Origin of the sequence: Microbacterium galbum, from assembly GCF_032464915.1 — a bacterium.
GTDB lineage: Bacteria > Actinomycetota > Actinomycetes > Actinomycetales > Microbacteriaceae > Microbacterium > Microbacterium galbum.
Genome location: NZ_JAWDIS010000001.1, coordinates 1248791 through 1267347 on the forward strand (window position 1 = coordinate 1248791; position 18557 = coordinate 1267347).

The 18557-nt window shown below is 70.9% G+C and carries 18 protein-coding genes; 5 read left to right on the forward strand and 13 right to left on the reverse strand.

Going from position 1 to position 18557, the window contains the following annotated elements; genetic code table 11:
- Nucleotides 1–2: 2 nt before the first annotated feature.
- Nucleotides 3–1322 carry a histidinol dehydrogenase gene (hisD, locus tag RWH45_RS05850; RefSeq protein WP_315993940.1) on the reverse strand — a complete coding sequence of 440 codons (1320 nt, stop codon included), beginning with the start codon at nt 1320–1322 and terminating at the stop codon, nt 3–5.
- Between the two features lie 78 nt (nt 1323–1400).
- Between hisD (RWH45_RS05850) and RWH45_RS05855 the strand changes: the two genes are divergently transcribed.
- A complete protein-coding gene (locus tag RWH45_RS05855; protein ID WP_315993941.1) occupies nt 1401–2315 on the forward strand; it encodes a LysR family transcriptional regulator in 915 nt (304 codons plus the stop codon).
- 57 nt (nt 2316–2372) lie between these two features.
- On the opposite strand, the gene RWH45_RS05860 is transcribed toward RWH45_RS05855, so the two are convergent.
- The 4 genes from RWH45_RS05860 to RWH45_RS05875 form a co-directional block, all read right to left on the reverse strand.
- Nucleotides 2373–3293, reverse strand: coding sequence for a nitrilase-related carbon-nitrogen hydrolase (locus RWH45_RS05860; RefSeq protein WP_437127323.1), 921 nt, complete (start codon nt 3291–3293; stop codon nt 2373–2375).
- Nucleotides 3185–4351: a cupin domain-containing protein gene (locus RWH45_RS05865; protein WP_315993942.1), complete on the reverse strand. Its 1167-nt coding sequence runs from the start codon at nt 4349–4351 to the stop codon at nt 3185–3187. Before RWH45_RS05865 ends, RWH45_RS05860 begins: the two co-directional genes overlap by 109 nt.
- Nucleotides 4352–4370: 19 nt before the next feature.
- Complete coding sequence (locus tag RWH45_RS05870) at nt 4371–5351, reverse strand: ester cyclase (protein ID WP_315993943.1); 981 nt, start codon at nt 5349–5351, stop codon at nt 4371–4373.
- A gap of 126 nt (nt 5352–5477) precedes the next feature.
- Nucleotides 5478–6476, reverse strand: a complete 999-nt coding sequence (locus RWH45_RS05875; protein ID WP_315993944.1) for a LacI family DNA-binding transcriptional regulator — start codon at nt 6474–6476, stop codon at nt 5478–5480.
- 110 nt (nt 6477–6586) lie between these two features.
- Between RWH45_RS05875 and hisD (RWH45_RS05880) the strand changes: the two genes are divergently transcribed.
- The 3 genes from hisD (RWH45_RS05880) to RWH45_RS05890 are packed head-to-tail and all read left to right on the forward strand — an operon-like array spanning nt 6587 to nt 9413.
- Nucleotides 6587–7903 (forward strand): histidinol dehydrogenase, encoded by a 1317-nt coding sequence (gene hisD / locus RWH45_RS05880; protein WP_315993945.1) that lies wholly within the window; start codon nt 6587–6589, stop codon nt 7901–7903.
- A complete protein-coding gene (locus RWH45_RS05885) occupies nt 7900–8658 on the forward strand; it encodes an SDR family NAD(P)-dependent oxidoreductase (protein WP_315993946.1) in 759 nt (252 codons plus the stop codon). The genes hisD (RWH45_RS05880) and RWH45_RS05885 overlap by 4 nt, the downstream gene beginning before the upstream one ends.
- Entirely contained in the window at nt 8655–9413 is a 759-nt protein-coding gene (locus RWH45_RS05890) for an HpcH/HpaI aldolase family protein (RefSeq protein ID WP_315993947.1), read from the forward strand. The genes RWH45_RS05885 and RWH45_RS05890 overlap by 4 nt, the downstream gene beginning before the upstream one ends.
- Nucleotides 9414–9808: 395 nt before the next feature.
- Here RWH45_RS05890 and RWH45_RS05895 read toward each other — a convergent pair whose 3' ends face one another.
- The 4 genes from RWH45_RS05895 to RWH45_RS05910 all read right to left on the reverse strand — a co-directional run bounded on the left by RWH45_RS05895 (nt 9809) and on the right by RWH45_RS05910 (nt 13524).
- Nucleotides 9809–10558, reverse strand: a complete 750-nt coding sequence (locus RWH45_RS05895; RefSeq protein WP_315993948.1) for an alpha/beta fold hydrolase — start codon at nt 10556–10558, stop codon at nt 9809–9811.
- A gap of 2 nt (nt 10559–10560) precedes the next feature.
- Entirely contained in the window at nt 10561–11460 is a 900-nt protein-coding gene (locus tag RWH45_RS05900) for a carbohydrate ABC transporter permease (protein WP_315993949.1), read from the reverse strand.
- Nucleotides 11457–12329, reverse strand: coding sequence for a carbohydrate ABC transporter permease (locus tag RWH45_RS05905; protein WP_315993950.1), 873 nt, complete (start codon nt 12327–12329; stop codon nt 11457–11459). Before RWH45_RS05905 ends, RWH45_RS05900 begins: the two co-directional genes overlap by 4 nt.
- 91 nt (nt 12330–12420) lie before the next feature.
- The gene (locus RWH45_RS05910) at nt 12421–13524 is read right to left on the reverse strand and encodes an ABC transporter substrate-binding protein (RefSeq protein WP_391403412.1); all 1104 of its coding nucleotides are present in this window, start codon (nt 13522–13524) and stop codon (nt 12421–12423) included.
- A 472-nt stretch (nt 13525–13996) separates the two neighbouring features.
- On the opposite strand from RWH45_RS05910, the gene ypfJ reads away from it, so the two are divergent.
- The gene (ypfJ, locus tag RWH45_RS05915) at nt 13997–14869 is read left to right on the forward strand and encodes a KPN_02809 family neutral zinc metallopeptidase (RefSeq protein ID WP_315993952.1); all 873 of its coding nucleotides are present in this window, start codon (nt 13997–13999) and stop codon (nt 14867–14869) included.
- A gap of 129 nt (nt 14870–14998) precedes the next feature.
- Here ypfJ and RWH45_RS05920 read toward each other — a convergent pair whose 3' ends face one another.
- The 4 genes from RWH45_RS05920 to RWH45_RS05935 all read right to left on the reverse strand — a co-directional run bounded on the left by RWH45_RS05920 (nt 14999) and on the right by RWH45_RS05935 (nt 18392).
- A complete protein-coding gene (locus RWH45_RS05920) occupies nt 14999–15583 on the reverse strand; it encodes a copper resistance CopC family protein (RefSeq protein WP_315994597.1) in 585 nt (194 codons plus the stop codon).
- Nucleotides 15584–15585: 2 nt separating this feature from the next.
- Nucleotides 15586–16332, reverse strand: coding sequence for a YcnI family copper-binding membrane protein (locus RWH45_RS05925; RefSeq protein WP_315993953.1), 747 nt, complete (start codon nt 16330–16332; stop codon nt 15586–15588).
- Nucleotides 16333–16398: 66 nt separating this feature from the next.
- Nucleotides 16399–16989 (reverse strand): hypothetical protein, encoded by a 591-nt coding sequence (locus tag RWH45_RS05930; protein ID WP_315993954.1) that lies wholly within the window; start codon nt 16987–16989, stop codon nt 16399–16401.
- 149 nt (nt 16990–17138) lie between these two features.
- Nucleotides 17139–18392: a wax ester/triacylglycerol synthase domain-containing protein gene (locus RWH45_RS05935; protein ID WP_315993955.1), complete on the reverse strand. Its 1254-nt coding sequence runs from the start codon at nt 18390–18392 to the stop codon at nt 17139–17141.
- Between the last annotated feature and the right edge of the window lie 165 nt (nt 18393–18557).

The window sequence follows — 18557 nt, forward strand, 5'->3', positions numbered from 1 at the left end:
CCTCACTCCGCGTACGTCGCCAGGCGCATGGTCGCCGTCGCGCTGTGCGCAGCCATGCCCTCGGAGTCGGAGATCGTCTGCACCGCTTCGGCGAGGGCGGGCGTGGCGGCCCGGCTGATCCGCTGGTAGGTGAGCGGTTTGACGAACCGCGACACCGACAGGCCGGCGCTGTGCTTGGCGCCGCCCGCGGTGGGAAGGACGTGATTGGTCCCCGCCATGCCCTTGTCGGAGTAGGCGACCGTGCTCCAGGGCCCGAGGAAGATCGACCCGTAGTTGCGGAGGTGGTCGTGGTACCAGTCGTCGTCGGTCGTGATCACCTCGAGGTGCTCGGGCGCCAGGTCGTCCATGAGGGCGACCGCCGTCTCGCGGTCGGCCGCGACCGTCACGGTGCCGTAGTCGCGCCACGCGGGACCCGCGATCGGCTCCGTGGCGAGCGTCTCGAGCTGACGTTCGACGGCGGCGATCACGGCCTGCCCGTGCTCGTGCGACGTGGTCACCAGCGCCGCGGGAGAGTTGGGGCCGTGCTCGGCCTGCCCGAGAAGGTCGGCCGCGACGATCTCGGGGTCGGCACTGTCGTCGGAGAGCACGGCGACTTCGGAGGGCCCCGCGAGGAGGTCGATGGCGACGGTGCCGAACAACTGACGCTTCGCCTCGGCGACATAGGCGTTGCCGGCGCCCACCAACATGTCGACGGGGAGGTCGCCGAGCAGGCCGTAGGCCATCGCGGCGAGCGCCTGCACACCGCCGAGCACGAACACGCGGTCGACCCCCGAGAGGTGGGCGGCGTAGACGACGGCGTCGTTCGCGCCGCCATCGGGCTGCGGGGGCGTGCAGGCGATCACCGTCGGCACACCGGCCGCCTTCGCGACCCCGACCGTCATGAACGCGCTCGCGGTGAGAGGGAAGCGCCCCGCGGGCAGGTAGGCGCCGACACGCGACACGGGGACGTAGCGCACGCCCGTGGCGAGTCCCGGGACCAGCTCGGTCTCGAAGTCGGTCAGACGACCGCGCTGCTCGGCGGCGAACGCCTTCGTCCGCTCGGACCCCAGCTCGATCGCCGCGCGGAGATCGGGCGCGAGGCGGTCGCCGCTCGAGGCGATCTGCGCGGTGGTGAGCTCGATGTCGCCGCCCTCGTAGCGGTCGAGTCGACGCGCGTAATCGAGCACGGCATTCATCCCCCGACGACCGATGTCGCTGAGCATGGCCGAGACGGTCTCGATGACAGCCGGGTCGCGCTGAGCAGCGGGGGCGTTGATGAGCGGCGTCTTGAGGTGGTGGAAGGAGCCGTCGAGGCGCTCGAGGAGCGCGGGAGTGAATCGCATGAGTCGACGCTAGATCTCCCGATCCACCCCCACAAGAACGATGGATGCGATGCAAACCATCGGGTTTACCATTGGCTCGTGACCATCACCCAGCTGCGCGCCTTCCTGACCGCTCTGGAACGGGGGTCGTTCACCGCCGCCGCGGTCGAACTCGACTCGACGCAGGCCTCGGTCTCAGAGCTCGTGGCCCGCCTCGAACGCGAGCTCGGCGTGCGGCTGTTCCAACGCGGAGGGCGGCGCCTCGTACCGACCGAGTCGGCCCTCGCGTTGCGGGCGCATGCGGAGCGCGCGGTGGGCGCGATCCATCACGGGGTGGAGGCGATGCGTGCACTCACCGCGCTCGAGTCCGGCACCTGCACCTTCGGCGTGCTGCGCAACGCCGCCTATTACGAGCTGTCGGATCTGCTGCAACGGTTCCACGAGCAGTATCCCGGGGTGCGGGTGCGGCTGGTGGGCATCAACTCCGCCCTGGTCGCGCGATCCATCGCCGCGGGCGAGATCGAGGCGGGACTCCTCGTGCTCCCCGTCGACGACGCGGGCCTGTCGATCACCCCGCTCATCCGCGACGAGGTCGTCTACGCCTCGGCTCGCCCCGACGCACCGGCGCACCCGGTGACCCTGGCCGAGGTCGCCGCCGCTAAACTCGTGCTGTACGACGCCTACGCCGGCTGGGACGATCCCACCCGGCGCCAGCTGCGTGAGCGCGCGAGCGCCCAGGGGCTGCTCCTCGAGCCCGCGATCGAAGTCGAGAACGTCGAGACGGCGTTGGGCCTGGTGGCCTCCGGGACCGCCGACACGATCGTCTCGCGCTCGATCGCCGAATCGCCGGCGTTCCCCGCCGGCATCCGGATCGCTCCCTTCACCGAACCCCTCTACGACACGATCGCGCTCGCGCGGCGAGAGGGGACGGAACTGTCACCGGCGGCCCGCCGCCTGGCCGACATGGCGCAGGACATGCTGCGCGCGCGTGCGGGACGCAGCGCGGTCGCCTGACGCACCCGCGGGTCCGCGGCTGACGCGCGCCGGCGCGTCCCGCTCCGCGCGGCGGCCTCAGCCGTACAGCTCGGGGCGCCGGTCGGCGAACAGGTCGTTGAACGGCGGGAGCGACTTGTCGGACGGATGCCGCACACGCAGCGTCGCCACGGCCGAGCCGCCGCCGCCCTCCGGCGCCGCCGCGATCCACCCGTCGTCGTCGATGATCGCCGTGCCCCCTGTCCACACGACGCCGCGCTCGACCCCGTGGCGGTCGGCGATCACGGTCGCCAGGCGCGAGGAGCGGGCGGCGGCCATCGCCTGGATCGTCTCGGGGGCGCGCTCCCCCGCGGGCCGGTCGACCAGGGGCCAGTTCACCGGGAGCGCGAGCACCTCCGCCCCGGCGAGGGCGAGGCGCCGCGGAACCTCGGGGAACTCGTTGTCGTAGCAGATGGCCACCCCGATCCGACCGACGGGCGTCTCCACGACGGCGCCGGCGGTGTCCCCCGGCGCGAAGAACATCGACTCCTCGCCCCAGAGGTGCGATTTGCGATAGTCGCCCAGCCGGGCGTCGCGCGAGAGCAGCGCCGCGGTGTTGAACAGCCGGGGTCCGGCATCCTCGGCGTAGCCGATGACCGCGACCGCCCCCTCGGGCAGCTCCCGCGCGATCGCCGCCCAGCGGGGATCGTCGCGGGCGACGGCCGCGGACCGGGCCTCCGCGACGTCGGCGAAGACGTACCCGCTGAGGGCGAGCTCGGGCACGACGATCAGTCGCGCACCGGCATGAGCTGCGTCGGCGACGGCGGCGCGCACCGTCTCGAGGTTGGCCGCGACCTCCCCCACGACGATGCGGGGGGAGGTCGCGGCGACGACGAGCTCCCGAGGGGAGATCAGTCGTCCTCGGTCGCGGTCACCATCACGCCGACGGGCGCGAGGTAGCCGTTGGGGTCGAGCATCCAGTCGGCGTCGCGGGCTGCGTCCACGACCTCGGGGGCCCATTCGAGGTACACCCGGTCGTCTCCCGAGTTGACCACGAGCAGCTCTCCGGCGCCGCTGTCGCCGGCTTCGATGCACCGGAAGGCGCGCCAGGCGCCCGCGGGCACCGAGAACGAGTCCGAGGGGTCCAGCTCGACCGTCGTGGAGGGGTCGCCGTTCAGCGTGACCGCCCAGCGTCCGCTCTTGACCAGCAGCGCCTGGTTCTTGTCGTGACGGTGGCGCAGGATGCCTTCGTCCTCGGCGGCACGGACCCAGGCCATGTTGAAGGAGTGGGGTTCGTGGATGCGGGGGACCTGACGGCGGTCCTCGGTCATGCCGTAGCCGATGGCGAGGCTCAGTTCTGCGGCACCGCCCGGCAGGCTCGCGCACAGGAGGGCGTTGGCGCTGTAGACGCGGTCGCCGGGCTGGACGACCCGCTCACGCATCTGCTCGACCGAGAACGGGGTCAGCTCGTCGATGTACCGCTGCTGAATGGGCTTGATGAGCGCCACGTCCTGGGGCAGTTCGTCACCGGCGACGGTGTCGATGAGCTGGTTGTCGGCGGTGAGATAGAGACCGTACGACTCCGCCTCCTTCAGTACGGACGGCCCCCAGATGATGCCCCCCGTCACGTCGCGCCCGAGGACGGTCCACAGGATGCCGTCGTCCGGCCCCTCGTTCGTGAAACCGCGGAAGATCCAGGTCGGGATCGAGATGATGTCACCGTCGGTGCTGACGTACTCGCCCTGCTTGCCGTCGATCCCCCAGCGCAGGCGGAATTCGCCGCCGAGGTTGACGAACACCTCCGCCGTGAAGTGAAGGTGCAGGTTGTTCGAGATGCCGTTCGGCATCCCCGCGGCTCCGGTGTTGAAGCCGTGCTCCTCGGTGAGGTTGATGACCTGCCCCGCGTTCTGCGAGACGCCGCCGCCGATGAAGGCGTAGTTCGACTTGCGGTCGGACCCGGGGGTGCGACAGTCGATGAAGGCCGCGTTGTGCGGGGCCCAGTCGCTCTTGCGGATCGTTCGCCGCTGGATCTCGGCCCCGTCGACGTCTGTGGAGGGGCTCGCGTGGTCGGTGCTCATGATGTGTTCCTTCGTTGGATCAGTAGATGTTGCCGAGGACGACGGGCTCGTCGCCTCGCATTCCGGCGATCTGCGCGCGCAGCGCGATGTCGTCCCACAGCCGCACTTCCTTCACCAGCGCCCCCTGGTGGAAGGTGAACTGCGAGATCCCCAGTACGTCGACGGGGCGACCGGTGAGGGGGCCGTAGTTCGCGACGCCGTTGTAGTCGCCGACGAACTTCCACGTGACCGCGACGCGCAGACCCGCGTATCGCACGTCGTAGTTGGTCTGGATGTCGCGGATCTCGAACCGCCCGGCCGGGAACGACTCGAGGAACCGCAGCAGCGCGCGGCGGTACCCCTCGGGACGGATGACGAGGCGGTTGCCGACGGTCAGCAGCACCAGGTCACGATGGAAGAACTTCTCGACCTTCTGCAGGTCGCGGTCGTTCCACACCGTCTGGATCATCTCGACGACGCGCTCCACCTCGGGGCGGTAGTCGTCGGGACGGGGGCCCGAGTCGCCCACCGCGATGGGGTCGGCCGGAGCCGGCTCGGTCCAGGTGCCGGTGTAGCCGCGGAACGCCTGCGCACGGGCGAGCTCGTCGAGATCGCTCTGCAGCACGAGGGCGCCGGCGAGGGTGTCGCGAACGACCCACTCCTCGACCATGCGGCCGCGGCGGTACAGGCAGTTGGCGATCGTGCGGCTGTAGTCGGACGACTGCAGGTGCCCCGACAGCACCAGGTGCGAGCTGAGGAACGCATCGTCTCCGCGCGCCTCCCAGATGACGTCCTCCGCCTGTCCGGTGCGGTCGGGGGTCGCCGAGATGCGCATGAGGGTGCCCTCGATGACCTCGTCGCGGGTGGTCGAGGTGCCGTACGCCCCGTGGACGATCGAGTCGGGTTCGTAGTTGTCTCGGATGAAGCTGATGGAACGGTCCACCCAGATCAGATCGGTGACCTCGCGGATGAAGTCATCGGGATCCGCGTACGGCTGGTAGGCGACCGGGTCGAGAGGCACTCGGGGCTCCTTCGTGTGTGGCGCCAGGTCGGCGCGGGCGATGTCGGCAGTGTATGCGTATGCACAACCGCCACGCAAGAGTCCTGCGCACGCCGGACATCTCCCGCTCGAGTCCGCGCCGAAGGGTCAGCGCGTGACGGCGGCGGCGAGCGTGCGGCGCTCGATGAAGGTCGTCGCAAACTCCACGTGGGCGTACTCCTGCGGGCGCTCCTCGATGCGGCGCACCATGAGGCGTCCCGCCTCGCGCGCCATCTGCACGTAGTCGTAGGCGATGGTTGAGAGCTCGATGATGGGCCAGGATGCCGGGGGCAGGTCGTCGAAACCGATGATCGAGACGCCGTCGGGCACCGGCACACCCGCCCGCCGGGCGGCGTTGAGCGCCCCGTAGGCCATGACGTCGTTGCCGCAGAAGATCAGGGTGGGAGCACCCTCGAGCGCCAGCAGCTCCGCGGTCGCGGCGTCGCCCGCGTCGGTGTCGAACGGTCCGTGGCGCACGAGATCGGCGTCCAGTGAGACTCCGCGGTCGGCGAGCGCTGCGCGCAAGGCGCGCTCGCGGGAACGGCCCGTGCTGGTGTTCTGCGGCCCCAGCACCGCCCCGATGCGCCGATGCCCGAGGGCGAGGCCGCGATCGACGGCATCCTGCAATCCGGCGGAGGGGGCGACGACCGTGGCATCCGCGTCGACGAGCGCCGCCGTGCGGTTGAAGTACACGAAGGGCAGACCCCTGTCGCGCAGGCGCAGCGGCACGACCGATTCGACCGTGGTCGTGGCGAGGATGACGCCGTCCAGGCCGTTGGCGATGAGACGCTCCGCCACCGACTCGTCGGTGGTCTCGGTGTGCAGCACCAGTTGATAGCCGTGGGTCTCGAGCTCGCGGTGGAGGGGGGCGATGATGTGCGAATAGAACTGGTTGTCGAGGTCGGTCACGAGCAGGCCGATGCGGCGCGTCCGCCCCGACGACAGCGCGCGCCCCGCCTCGCTGGGCACGTATCCCAGGAGCGCGGCGGCGTCGCGGACGCGCTTCTTGGTGTCTTCCGACACGCGGGGGTCGTCGCGCAGAGCGCGGGAGACGGTGGGCTGCGAGACGCCGGCCAGTCGAGCGACGTCTCTGCTCGTGACGGCCATGGATCCCCCCTGGCGACTCAGTGCTGAGGGTCGAAGTCTAGCGAAAGGTTGACCCCGCGTGCATACGCAGTCATGATGTGAGCATACGTATGCAACGAGAGGATGCGAAGATGCCCCTTTACCTGAAGAAGGCGCCCACGAAGTCGTTCACCGACACCGCGCAGAGCGACGTCGCCGCCCGGGTGGGAACGATCATCGACGACATCCGCACGCAGGGAGACGACGCGGTGCGCCGGTACGCGGCGCAGTTCGATCGGTGGGAGCAGCCCTTCCGCCTCGACGACGCGCGCGTCGCGGAGATCATGGCCACCCTCGACCCCCAGGTGATCGAGGACATCCGCTTCGTCCAGGAGCAGGTGCGCACGTTCGCGCAGGCACAGCGCGACTCGCTCGTCGACATCGAGGTCGAGACCCTGCCCGGCGTGCACCTCGGGCAGAAGCACGTTCCCGTGCGGGCCGCCGGCGCCTACATCCCGGGCGGCAAATACCCCCTCACGGCATCCGCGCACATGACGATCATCACGGCCAAGGTGGCCGGCGTCCCGCGCGTCGTCGCGTGCACCCCGCCGATCCGCGGCGAGATCCCCGCGGCGACGGTCGCGGCGATGAAGCTCGCCGGCGCCGACGAGATCTACATCCTCGGCGGGGTCCAGGCCGTCACGGCCATGGCGGTGGGCACCGAGACGATCGCCCCCGTCAACCTGATCGCCGGACCCGGTAACGCCTACGTCGCCGAGGCGAAGCGGCAGCTGTTCGGCGAGGTGGGCATCGACCTCTTCGCGGGCCCGACCGAGATCCTCATCGTCGCCGACGACGACGCCGATCCGTTCCTGACCGCCGTCGACCTGCTCTCGCAAGCGGAGCACGGGCCCGAATCGCCGGCCGTGCTCATCACGACCTCGCGGGCCCTCGGCGAACGCGTGATGGAGCTGGTGGAGGAGATCCTGCCCGGCATGTCCACGCGCGACTACGCCGAGCCCGCGTGGCGCGACTGGGGCCAGGTGATCGTGGTCGACGATCTCGAGGAGGCATACGCCCTCGCCGACTCGTTCGCCTTCGAGCACGTGCAGATCTTCACGCGCGAGCCCCGCGCCGCGCTCGAGAAGATGCACGACTACGGGGCGCTGTTCCTCGGCGAGAACACCTGCGTCTCGTACGGCGACAAGGTCATCGGCACCAATCACGTGCTTCCGACGCTCGGCGCCGCCCGCTACACCGGCGGCCTCTGGGTGGGCAAGTACCTGCGCACGATCACGTACCAGGAGATCACCGACCCCGCGTCCTCCGCGATGCTCGGCGAGGTCTGCGGCCGCGCTGCGCGCGTCGAGCTCTTCGAGGGCCACGCCCGCTCCGGCGACGCGCGCGCCTGGCGCCACGGCGACGCGACCTTCCCCTGGATCGAGCAGAGCACGGCGGGAGCGCGATGACCGATCTGACCGGACGCACCGCGCTGGTCACGGGAGGAGGCAGCGGTCTCGGAGCGGCGATCGCCCACGCCCTGTCGACCGCCGGGGCCGACCTCGTCGTCGTCGGGCGCCGGCGCGACGCGCTCGACGCCGTCGTGGATCGGCTGCCGGGATCGGCGCGCGCGTTCGTCTGCGACGTCGCCGACGAGCACTCCGTGGCTCTTCTGAGCGAGGCGCTCGCCGGCACCGAGGTCTCGATCCTCGTCAACAACGCCGGCATCGCGGGCCCGGTGGCCGCCCTCACCGACATCGGCGTCGACGAATGGGACGAGGTCTTCGCGGTCAACGTGCGCGGGACCTTTCTCATGTGCCGCGCGTTCCTGCCCGCGATGGTCGCGCGAGGAGCCGGCGACGTCGTCAATCTCGCCTCCGTCTCGGGCAAGAGGCCCCTCGCGCACCGCACGCCCTACACCGCGTCGAAGATGGCGGTCCTCGGCCTCACGGCCACGCTGGCCTTCGAGGTCGGCCCCGCGGGGGTCAGCGTCAACACGCTGTCGCCGGGGCCGGTCGAGGGGGAGCGCATGGCCCGCAACTTCCGACGCGAAGCCGAGCGCTCGGGCGGCACCGCCGCCGAAGCCGAGGCCGCGTTCGTCTCGCGCGCAGCACTCGGGCGCATGGTGACGGAGGCCGAGGTCGGAGCGGCGGTCGTGGCCATGCTGGCGATGCCGGGCATGTGCGGCGCCGACGTCGATCTCTCCGCGGGGATGATCGCGTGAACCCGCCGGGCCGACCGGTCTCGCTCCGCGCGCGTGCCGAGTCCGGGGAACGGCTCATCGGTGCACTGCTGCGCATGCCCGCCGAAGAGTTGACCGAGATGCTCGCCGTCGCCGGGTTCGACTTCGTTCTGATCGACGCGGAGCACGGCCCCGCCGACGTCATCGCGCTGCGTCAGCACATCGCGGTCGCGACGATGCACGGCGTGCCCGTGATCGTCCGCGTCGGCGAGGACGACCCCGGCGCGATCCTGCGCGTGCTCGACCAGGGCGCACAAGGCGTGCTGGTGCCGCACATCGACGACGCGGCCGCGGCGGCAGCCGTGGTCGCGGCCGCTCACTACCCGCCCGTCGGCACGCGCGGCTTCGCGACCTACAGCCGGGCCGGACGCTTCGGCGAAACGGCGCCCGAAGACCACCGCGACTGGTACCTGCGCAACACCCTCGTGCTCGGGATGATCGAGTCGCCCGCAGGGGTCTCCGCGGCCGCCGCCATCGCCGCCGCGCCCGGCCTCGACGGGATCATGATCGGGCCGGCCGACCTCGCGGCATCCACGGGCCCGGACGACCTCCCCCTCCCCGAGGCGACCGCAGTCGTGAACCGCGCGGTGGCGGCGGCGGGCAAGATGCGCATGGACATCGTCGGCACCCCCGCCGCCGCGGCGGCGGCCTTCGACGACGGAGCGAGGCTCGTGGTCTACAACCTCGCGTCATCGCTCATGACGCACCTCCGCGGCCTTCGGGCGGCTGTCGATTGAGTTCTCCTGAGCCCCCGGCCCGCCCCTCTCACCCCTGACCATCTGCGGCAAACGCGCCTCCCGCGCCCGGCGCCAGTTGCCCCGCGTGGTCGCCCCGCGCGCCGGGGAGAGACCATCTGCGGCGAACGCGCCCATCGCGGCCAGTTGCCCCACGTTGTCGCCCCGGTACGGCCGGGGGAGACCATCTGCGGCAAACGCGCCTCCCGCGCCCGGCGTCAGTTGCCCCGCGTGGTCGCCCCGCGCGCCGGGGAGAGACCATCTGCGGCAAAGGAACCCTCCCCCAGGGCGGGGCTCATCGACGAGACGCGCCCGGGTCGGATCGATGATGGCGAGGAGCCCGCGCGGCATCCGAGACGGTACCCGAGCGCCCGGCCGCGCGTCGCCGGCTGCCGGCGTCAGAGCGGACGGTCGCTCGCTCCGGTGCGACCCGAGCGTGCCGATGCACCGCGCGGCACGGCATCCGACCCGGCCCGCCACGCGCGCACGAGGGCGCCGAATTCGGACGGTCGCTCGAGCGGCACGAGATGCCCCGCCTCGAGCCGCTCCTGACGCGCGCCCGTCAGCGCCGCGGCGATCTCGTCGTGGAAATCCGGTGGGCACAGCGCGTCGTCCGCCCCCGCGATTACGAGCGTCGGCACGGCGGTGGAACGCAGGTGCGGCAGGAGGTCGATGCGGCTCCCCTGCAGGCGCAGCTGCGCTTCGAGCACCCGGGACGGAGTCTCCTCCCCCATGCGTATCGTCCGCTCGACGAGGTCGGGGCGGGTCTCGCGCGCACTCGCCGACAGCAGGACGGGCAGGATGCCGGCTTGCAGTGCGGCGGGCGACTCCCCCGCGGACAGCCGGTCGAGCCACACCGCCCATCCCTCGCGCTGCCGCGGGGTGGGCGCCTTCGCGTTGGCCGCCGTGACGCACAGGCCGACGACGCGCTCGGGCGCGCGCACCGCCAGCGCCATCGCGACGATCGCGCCGAGCGAGAGGCCGCCGATCACGAACCGTCCGGGCAGCGTCCGCAGAAGCCGGTCGACCTGGGCGTCGAGGTCGTCGGCATCCACCGCCGGGGTGAGAGCGTCGTCGAGACCGCACCCCGTCCACAGGTCGGTCGTGCAGTTCATCCCCGCCAGCAGGACGAGGGGCGCAGCCGACACCCTCAGCCCTTGACGGCGCCGTCGCTCAGACCCGCCACGAGGTACTTCTGCGCGATGAAGGCGATGACGACGACGGGGATCGTCAGCAGCATCGACGCCGCGCCCGCCTGCTGGAGCATCGGCAGCGTCTGACCGAGCTGCGTGGCGATGAAGACGGGGACCGTCTTCGACGAGGTATCGGTGAGCACCAGCGCCGTCAGATACTCCTGGAACGCGAAGAGGAAGACGAAGATGCCGGCGGTCAGGATGCCGGGTCCCATCAGCGGGATCATGACCCGGCGCAGCATGCCGATGCGGGTGCAGCCGTCGATCATGGCCGCCTCGTCCAGCTCACGGGGGATCTCGGCGAAGAAGTTGCGCAGTAGCCAGATCGTGAACGGTTGATTGATCGCGACGAGGGCGATGGCCAGCGCGAAGGTGGTGTCGTAGATCCCGAGCGCGCGGCTGATGTCGTACATCGGCAGCACCACGGCGAAGCGCGGCAGGGCCCGGAAGATCAGGGCCAGCACGAGCAGGAGGGCCGAGATGTAGCTGGGGAACCGCGAGAGCGCATATGCGGCGGGGATGCCGATGACGAGGGCGATCAACGTGGAGATCACCGCCACCGAGAGGGTGTTGACGAGATAGTCGGCGAAGTAGGTGGTCTCCCAGAGGTCGACGAACGCCTTCAGCGTCGGCTCGTAGCCCGACAGGACGGGCGGGTTGGCGAAGGCGACGTCGGTCGGCTTCGTCACCGACAGCGTCATCCAGATGAACGGGCTGAGCATGAGGAAGCACAGGATGCCGAGCAGCAACCCCGTGACACCTCGGATGCGGCGCCGCGGCCGCGGCCGTCGGTTCTTGCCCTCGATGTCGCCGGTGGTGATCGCGCGCGTGGAGAGCGCTTCGGTGCGGAGGGTCATCGGGCCGCCTTCGCTTCCTTGAAGATGCCCCGGATGAAGGGGATGAGCATGACCAGCATCAGCAGGATGGTCAGGACGTTGATGGCGCTGCCGAGACCGAGCTCCTGTGCGCCGTTGGCGAAGGCCACGGAATAGACGTAGAGCATGATCGACTCGTTGCCGATCGTCTCCGCCTGCGGCGACAACGGGATCAGGGCGTCGAAGATGCGCAGCACATCCATGATCGTGATGAGGCAGACGAAGCCCAGCACCCCGCGGATGGTGGGGATGATGACCTGCAGGTGCGTCTGGAACGCGTTCGCCCCGTCGATACGAGCGGCCTCCCGCAACTCGACCGGCACTCCCTGCAGACCGGCGAGGATGATGAGCATCGCGAACGGCAGCATCTGCCACACGGTGTTCAGGATGACGAGCAGGGCGTTGGGCACCTGATCGGTGAACCAGAGCACCTGCGTTCCGCCGAGGAAGCCGATCAATCGATTGACCACCCCTCCGAAGTTGTCGTCGAACAGCCACGAGAAGGCGACGGCGCCGACGAGATTGGGCAGCACGTACGACACGAGCATGATGCCGAGGACCAGCGGTCGCGACAGGCGGAGGGTGTTGACCGCGATGGCGATCAGATACCCGAAGACGAGCAGGATGGCGGTGGTGACCACCGTCACGGCGATGGTGAAGACGACGGCCCGATGGAACCGCGGATCACTCAGGGCGTCGGTGAAGTTCGCGAGACCGACGAAGGTCCCCGGGACGCCGTACCGGACGTTCTCGAAGCTCCACTGCACGGTACGCAGAAGGGGGAACACGAGCAGAGCGCTCATGATGGCCAGGCTGGGGGCGAACAACACCCAGAACTCGCGTGCTTTCACGGGACGACTCCTCTCAGTGGGGCGCCGGCCCGGTCGTCGTCGACCGGGCCGGGCCCACCTGTTCACCGGTGGATGCGGGCGATGGCGGGCGTCAGCCCGCGATCTTCTCCCCCGCTGCCTGCATCTGCGCCGTCGCCTCGTCGACCGACAGGCCGCCGGCGAGGAACTGCGCCACGATCGGCGTGATCTCGTTGCTGATCGGGGCCAGCACCGGCGAGACCACGGGCGGCATGGCACCCGCGATGGAGTCGTTGGCAGCCTGCCCGTAGGGCGAGTTGTCGGCGGTGACCATGCCCTCGCGAGCGGGGTAGGCCGCCGGGACCGAGGCCTTCGACGCGTCCTCGCTGACGGCGGAGGCCATCATCTCGAACAGCATCTTGTGGTCGAGCTTGGTGTTGAACGGGATCGACCATCCGTCGATCGAGAGGCGGTCGTACAGGTACGGCGCCGACGTCGAGACCTTCGGCGGTGCCGCGAAGCCGAAGTTCTCGGACAGCTTGCTGTTCTCCGACTTGGTCAGATCGCTCATGCGCCCCGAGAACATGATCGACATCGCCGCGGTGTCGTTGTACATCTGCTGCTGCACCTTCGGCTGGTCGAAGGTGGTCACCTGCGGGTCCATGTAGGGCTGCAGGCTCTGCATGGCCTGGAGCGCCTCCTTGGCCTCCGGGGTGTCGAGGGTGACCGTGCCGTTCGCGTCGACGAAGTCGCCGCCGAGCGAGTTCATGACGGCTTGGAAGCTCGTCGTCACGTCGGCGGTGGCGAGCCACGGCAGCGCGATCGGGTACTGCATCTTGCCCGAGGCCTTGATGGCCTCGGCAGCGCTGATCATGTCATCGAAGGTCTGGGGGACCTCGAGGCCGAGCTCGTCGAAGACGTCGGTGCGGTAGGCCATGACGAACATCTGCGCCTGCATGGGCAGGGCGTAGAGCTTGCCGTCGTACGACATGCCCTGACGCATCGACTCGCTGATCGCGTTCAGGTCGTACTTGTCGGCGAATTCGGCGAACAGATCGTCGAGGGGGACGAGCTTGTCGTCGACGGCGAGGCTCGGGATGACGAAGCCGTAGGTCTCGACGATGTCGTAGCTGCCGGTGTCCCCCGACAGGGTGGCCGTGGTCTTCGTGACCTGGCCGCCGAAGTCGATCGGGTCGTGCTTGACCGTGACATCATCTTTGGTGCAGCTGGAGACCATCGTGTCGGTGAACGGATCGATGGCGGAGGAGTTGTAGGCGAGCACGTTGACCGTGGTCGCGGATTCGGGGGCGGTGTAGTCGCAGGTGACCTCGGTGGCATTCGCGTTCCCCGTGCGGCTACCCGCGCCGCATCCGGAGAGGGCGAGTGCACCCACGGCCGCGACGGCGGCGAGGGCGATAGCGCGCTTCTTGGTGGATGACATGGCCAAACAGTATACGTATGCATAGCGCTTAGGGAAGCCTAAGCGTTCACATCGGACGGTAACGATCGTGTTTCGTGAATACGTATGAGCATGGGCGGCGGCGCGGCCCGGGGCGCAAGACAGGAAGATGGGGCATCCGGTCTCATCGACACGTTGGGCACGCCAGGTCGGCGCCCGGCGCCGGGGCGCTCACGGAGGTGTGCTCCCACTCGGCGGTGAGAAGTCCAGCCCCGTGTTCGCGGCTGTCGGCGCGCGTACCGTGAACGCCGTGACGTTCAACGACAATGCCCGCGTCGGCGGGAACTCGGCCAAGCGGCGCGGCGGAACGGTCGCGGCCGTCGGCGGCGGCGCGGTGGGACTCGGTGCGATCGTGGTGTTGCTGATCTCGGCGTTCACCGGCACCGACCTGTCGGGGCTCCTCGGCGGCGGCGCCCCCGCCGCGCCCCAGGGCGGCGGAGAGGCGATCGCCAACTGTGCGACGGGACAGGATGCCAACAACGACGACACGTGCCGCCTCGCGGCGGCGACCCTCAGCATCGATCAGTTCTGGCAGGAGCGCCTCGACGGGTACCGGGAGCCGCAGCTGATCATCGTCGACCGGGCGACGTCGAGCTCGTGCGGGACGGCGTCGAACGCGACGGGACCGTTCTACTGCCCGCCGGATGAGACCGTGTACGTCGATCCGACGTTCTTCTCCATCCTGCGGGAGCAGTACGACACCACCGCCGGTCCCCTCGCCCAGCTCTACGTGCTCGCCCACGAATACGGCCACCACGTGCAGAACCTCACCGGGGTGATGCAGGAGTACCCGAACAACGGCACGGGCCCCGACAGCAACGGCGTGCGCACCGAACTGCAGGCCGACTGCTACGCCGGCGCCTGGGTCGCCGCGGCCGGCGAGCAGGTCGATGAGAACGGCACGCCGTATCTGCAGCCCCCGACCGAGCAGCAGATCACCGATGCGCTCTCGGCGGCGGCCGCGGTGGGCGACGATCACATCCAGGCCGAGGCGGGCCAGGTCACCAACCCCGAGAGCTTCACGCACGGCTCCAGCGAGCAGCGGACGCGGTGGTTCGACGCGGGCCGCCAGGGCGGTGTGAACGCCTGCGACACCTTCTCGGTGGCGGGCTCGAGCCTGTAGTCCGGGCCCCGGCGTCGGGCGCCCCGGAGCCGCCGTCCCGGCATCCGGATGCCGTCGTCCGCAGGACTTCACCCCGGCACGAGCCGCCCGCCGCGGACGTGGACGTCCGACGGCGGGCGGTCCGAGGACTCAGTCCTCGCGGCTGCGGGTGCGGAGGATGATGACGATGAGGATGCCGACGACCACCACGGCACCGCCGCCCGCGAGCAGTCCGATGGTGAGGCCGGACATCCCTGCCGGCGACGCCGCATCCGTCTCCGGTGCGGCCTCCCCCGCGCCGACGGCGGCGGCGCAGGGCGACTGCTCCGAGCCGTCGGACGCGCTCTCGCCCGTCCAGGTGAACGGGATGACGCCCGACACCGGATGACCGTCGGACGACACCGCGCGCCACTCGACCTGATAGTCGCCGGGTGCCCCGAGCGCGACGGCGGTCGTCAGTGTGGGACCGGCGAGAGCAGCGCACTCGCTCTCGTAGTGCCGGCCGTCGGGTCCCACCACGATGACGAGGTTCCCCCCGTCGGCGCCGAGCAGGTTGGCACTGAAGTCGAGGGTGACCTCCGACAGGCTCGAGACGCTGTCGCCCTCCGCGGGAGACGACGAGACGAGGCTGTCGTGCGCGGATGCGGCCGTGGCCCCGCCGAAGGCGGCGGTCATCGCCGCAGCGATCACCGCCGCCCCGGCGAGTGCGCGGCGAAGCGCGGTGCGGGAGCGCATGCTCACGCGCGCTTCGGACGACGCGCGAAGGCGAGGGCGCCGAGAACGGCACCGGCCGCGGCGACCACGAGGGCCGCGATGCTGAGCCCCAGCGCGACGCCCGACGAGGAGTCGCTCGTCGTGGCGCTCGCCTCGCTGGAGTGGTCGTCCGTGGCGGAGGCCGCCGTCGTCGACGTCCCGTGGCTGTGCTCCCCGGTCGGCGGAGCGTCGTTGATGTAGAGCACCGGCGCGGGCTCGAGCGTGTCGTCGGCTGCGACCTGGTCGGGCGTCGCCGCCCACTCCACGACCTCCCCGTCGGAGTAGGTCTGCGTCGCCGGCAGCAGCAGGTGCCCGGTGTCGGGCACCGGCCCGAGCACGGCCGAGAAGATCTGGAACTGGTCCTGGCCGATGCCGATGCCCGGGTCGGCCTGCCAGACGATCTTCAGTGCGGCATCCGAGATGGTGTTGCCGTCGACCTCGACGGGGGCGGGGAGGGCGCCCTTCTCGACCGTGGCGGTCCACCCGGTCACCGGCTCGACGAGCACGGAACTGAGCGGGGTGTCGGTGGGCAGGGCGACCTCGACCTTGACGGTGGATGCCGTCTCGGACTCGGTCGGGACGCGGAAGTTCACCGTGGCGTAGCTGCCCGGCGTCGCGGTGTTCGGGTTGACGGTGACGTGCGCGGACGCCGCGAGCGGCGCGCCGATGGCGAGGACGGCGCCGGTGGCGAGGCCCGCGAGGGTACGACGAAGGATGGTCTTGCGAGACATGGGTGCTGCTTTCTGCGAATGGGCACGCCGATCAGACGGACGCGCCGCGAAGGAGGGTGTCGGAGGTCACGCCGCGCGCGGCGGACCCCGATGCCTCATCGGCGACAGCACCGTCATCGCCGTCGTCAGCAACAGTGGTTCGGGTGCCGTGCGGACGGCATCCGTGCGCGCCGCCGGCCCGCGGAACGGGCGCAGCCGCAGAAGCACCGCGACGAAGAAGCGCGCGATCGCCCGCACCGCCCGCTCGCCGCGACCGAGGGCCAGGATCGTGACCGCCGCCGCGAACGCGTGCGCGACCCACATCCAGGGCGAATGCGCGGCGTGCGCCGGCCCCGTGGCGGCAGCATCCAGCAGAAGCGGCGCGGCACCGTGGTGCGACATCGGCCCCGCGCCGCTCCCGCTCAGATCGAGCGCCAGGATGCCGTGGAACAGCGCCTGGCTCAGCACGACCGCGAGCGAGAGGCGCCACCACGACGCCGTGCGCCCCGCCAGCAGCACGCAGACGGGGGCGGCGAGGCACAGCGCGAGGACGGCGTTGAGCGTGGGAGGGAGCTCCGCCCCGACGGAGGCGTGCGAGACGGTCGCGATGAAGGTCGCGACGGCCGCCGCGGCGACACCGCGGCCCACGCGTTGCGCGCGCCCTGCTCTCGACGACATCCGACCCTCCGCGTCCAGCCTAGGCGGCGCGGCCGGTGCCGGTGCGTGCGGTGTCACGGCATCGAAACGGGTGCCGTCCCGGCATCGAGCGGGGCCGGGACGCGACACGTGAACGCCGGATGCCGGGGCGGGTCGCGACCGCGACCGATTCACTCGGTCCCGGCGCGCAGCGCCTCCCACGCGTCGTGCGCGGCGTCCGCGAGCTCGTCGACGTCGGGCACCGCGGCGGGGTCGACGCAGAAGCCGACGCCCAGCCAGCGGTCGTTGGAGATCGCCGCGACGCGCAGCGCGTGGCGGGGGCCCGGCTCCGACGACGTGTAGACGTGTCCGACGCGGCGCCCGGCGACGGCCACCGCGACGCGGGGACCGGGCACGTTCGAGATGGCGAGCGCGAATTCGCGCGGGTCGTCGGCGAGGCCGCGCACGTACGTTCCGAGGGGCCCCGCCGACGCGAGCGCGTGGAACAGTTCGTCGAGCGCCCGGGCATCGCGTCCGTTCTTGCGTGCGCGCATCTGCGCGCTCAGCAGGTCGAGTCGGCGCAGGTCGTCGGGCTCGTGCAGGTGCAGGCCCACGTCGACGAAGGAGTCGCGATTGCCGGATGCCGCGGCATCCTCCCCCTTCTCGTGCAGGCTCACGGGCACCTGGGCGTTCACCCGCGGCGTGTGGCCGTGGTGGAGGAGCCGTCGGCGCAGCGCCCCCGCGATCACGGCGAGGAGCACGTCGTTGACGGTCGCGTGCGCGGCGCGAGACGCACCGACCGCCCGCGCCTCGGCGAGGGGCACGTCGACGAACGCCAGGGCACGGCGTGCGGTGAGAGGGCGGTCGAACGGCGAATGCGATCCCGGGTGGCCGAGCTCGCGGGCGACGGTCAGCGGCATCCGCTCCCATTCGCTCCAACGCGTCGGGCGCGCCGCGGGATCGCGGATGCCGACCTCGTGAGCCGGGGCGTCGTGCGGCTCGAAGACCACCGCCTCGAGGAAGCGCACGGCCGTCAGTCCGTCGGCGAGCGCGTGATGCAGGCGCACGGCCACGGCCTCGCGCCCGTCGGCGAGCGGCCCGATGAGGTCGATCGTCCACAACGGCCGCGACCGGTCGAGGGGTTCCGACATGAGCCGCCCGACGACCGCGCGCAGGCCCGCCGGGTCGCCCGCGGCAAAGCGGCGGACATGGTGCGCGACCTCGACCTCGGCCGCGTCGACCCACGCGGGTCCTTCGCCGTCGTCGACCACGACCTGACGGCCGCGCGGGAAGGCACCCAGGCGTTCGGCGACGCTCGCGCGCACGGCCTCGAGGTCGAGGGACGGGCCCGGCTCGAGCACGAGCAGCTTCAGGGCGTGCCCGCGCACCACGTCGGACTCCAGCGCCAGGATGCGCGCGTCCGCCGGCGACAGCGGCTCTCTCATGGGGTCACGGTAGCGCGGCGGGTGGCGCAGCGCGGTCCTTCTCCCGACCGAGACGCCTCGGGGGTGGCGACACGCATCCCTCCGGTCATCGCCAGGCAGGGGACACCGCCTCTGCGAGGGTGCGGCCCGCGTCCGCAGAATCGCCGGCATCCGCGAAGGCACCCC

What these genes read in the sequence shown, in the direction of transcription:
- hisD (WP_315993940.1), bottom strand. Translation starts at nt 1,322, where the DNA reads ATGCGATTCACTCCCGCGCTCCTCGAGCGCCTCGACGGCTCCTTCCAC.
- RWH45_RS05860 (WP_437127323.1), bottom strand. Translation starts at nt 3,293, where the DNA reads ATGGGCCCCCGAGGTCGTGGACGCAGCCCGCGACGCCGACTGGATGCT.
- RWH45_RS05865 (WP_315993942.1), bottom strand. Translation starts at nt 4,351, where the DNA reads ATGAGCACCGACCACGCGAGCCCCTCCACAGACGTCGACGGGGCCGAG.
- RWH45_RS05875 (WP_315993944.1), bottom strand. Translation starts at nt 6,476, where the DNA reads ATGGCCGTCACGAGCAGAGACGTCGCTCGACTGGCCGGCGTCTCGCAG.
- hisD (WP_315993945.1), top strand. Translation starts at nt 6,587, where the DNA reads ATGCCCCTTTACCTGAAGAAGGCGCCCACGAAGTCGTTCACCGACACC.
- RWH45_RS05885 (WP_315993946.1), top strand. Translation starts at nt 7,900, where the DNA reads ATGACCGATCTGACCGGACGCACCGCGCTGGTCACGGGAGGAGGCAGC.
- RWH45_RS05900 (WP_315993949.1), bottom strand. Translation starts at nt 11,460, where the DNA reads ATGACCCTCCGCACCGAAGCGCTCTCCACGCGCGCGATCACCACCGGC.
- RWH45_RS05910 (WP_391403412.1), bottom strand. Translation starts at nt 13,524, where the DNA reads ATGGTCTCCAGCTGCACCAAAGATGATGTCACGGTCAAGCACGACCCG.
- RWH45_RS05920 (WP_315994597.1), bottom strand. Translation starts at nt 15,583, where the DNA reads ATGCGCTCCCGCACCGCGCTTCGCCGCGCACTCGCCGGGGCGGCGGTG.
- RWH45_RS05925 (WP_315993953.1), bottom strand. Translation starts at nt 16,332, where the DNA reads ATGTCTCGCAAGACCATCCTTCGTCGTACCCTCGCGGGCCTCGCCACC.
- RWH45_RS05930 (WP_315993954.1), bottom strand. Translation starts at nt 16,989, where the DNA reads ATGTCGTCGAGAGCAGGGCGCGCGCAACGCGTGGGCCGCGGTGTCGCC.
- RWH45_RS05935 (WP_315993955.1), bottom strand. Translation starts at nt 18,392, where the DNA reads ATGAGAGAGCCGCTGTCGCCGGCGGACGCGCGCATCCTGGCGCTGGAG.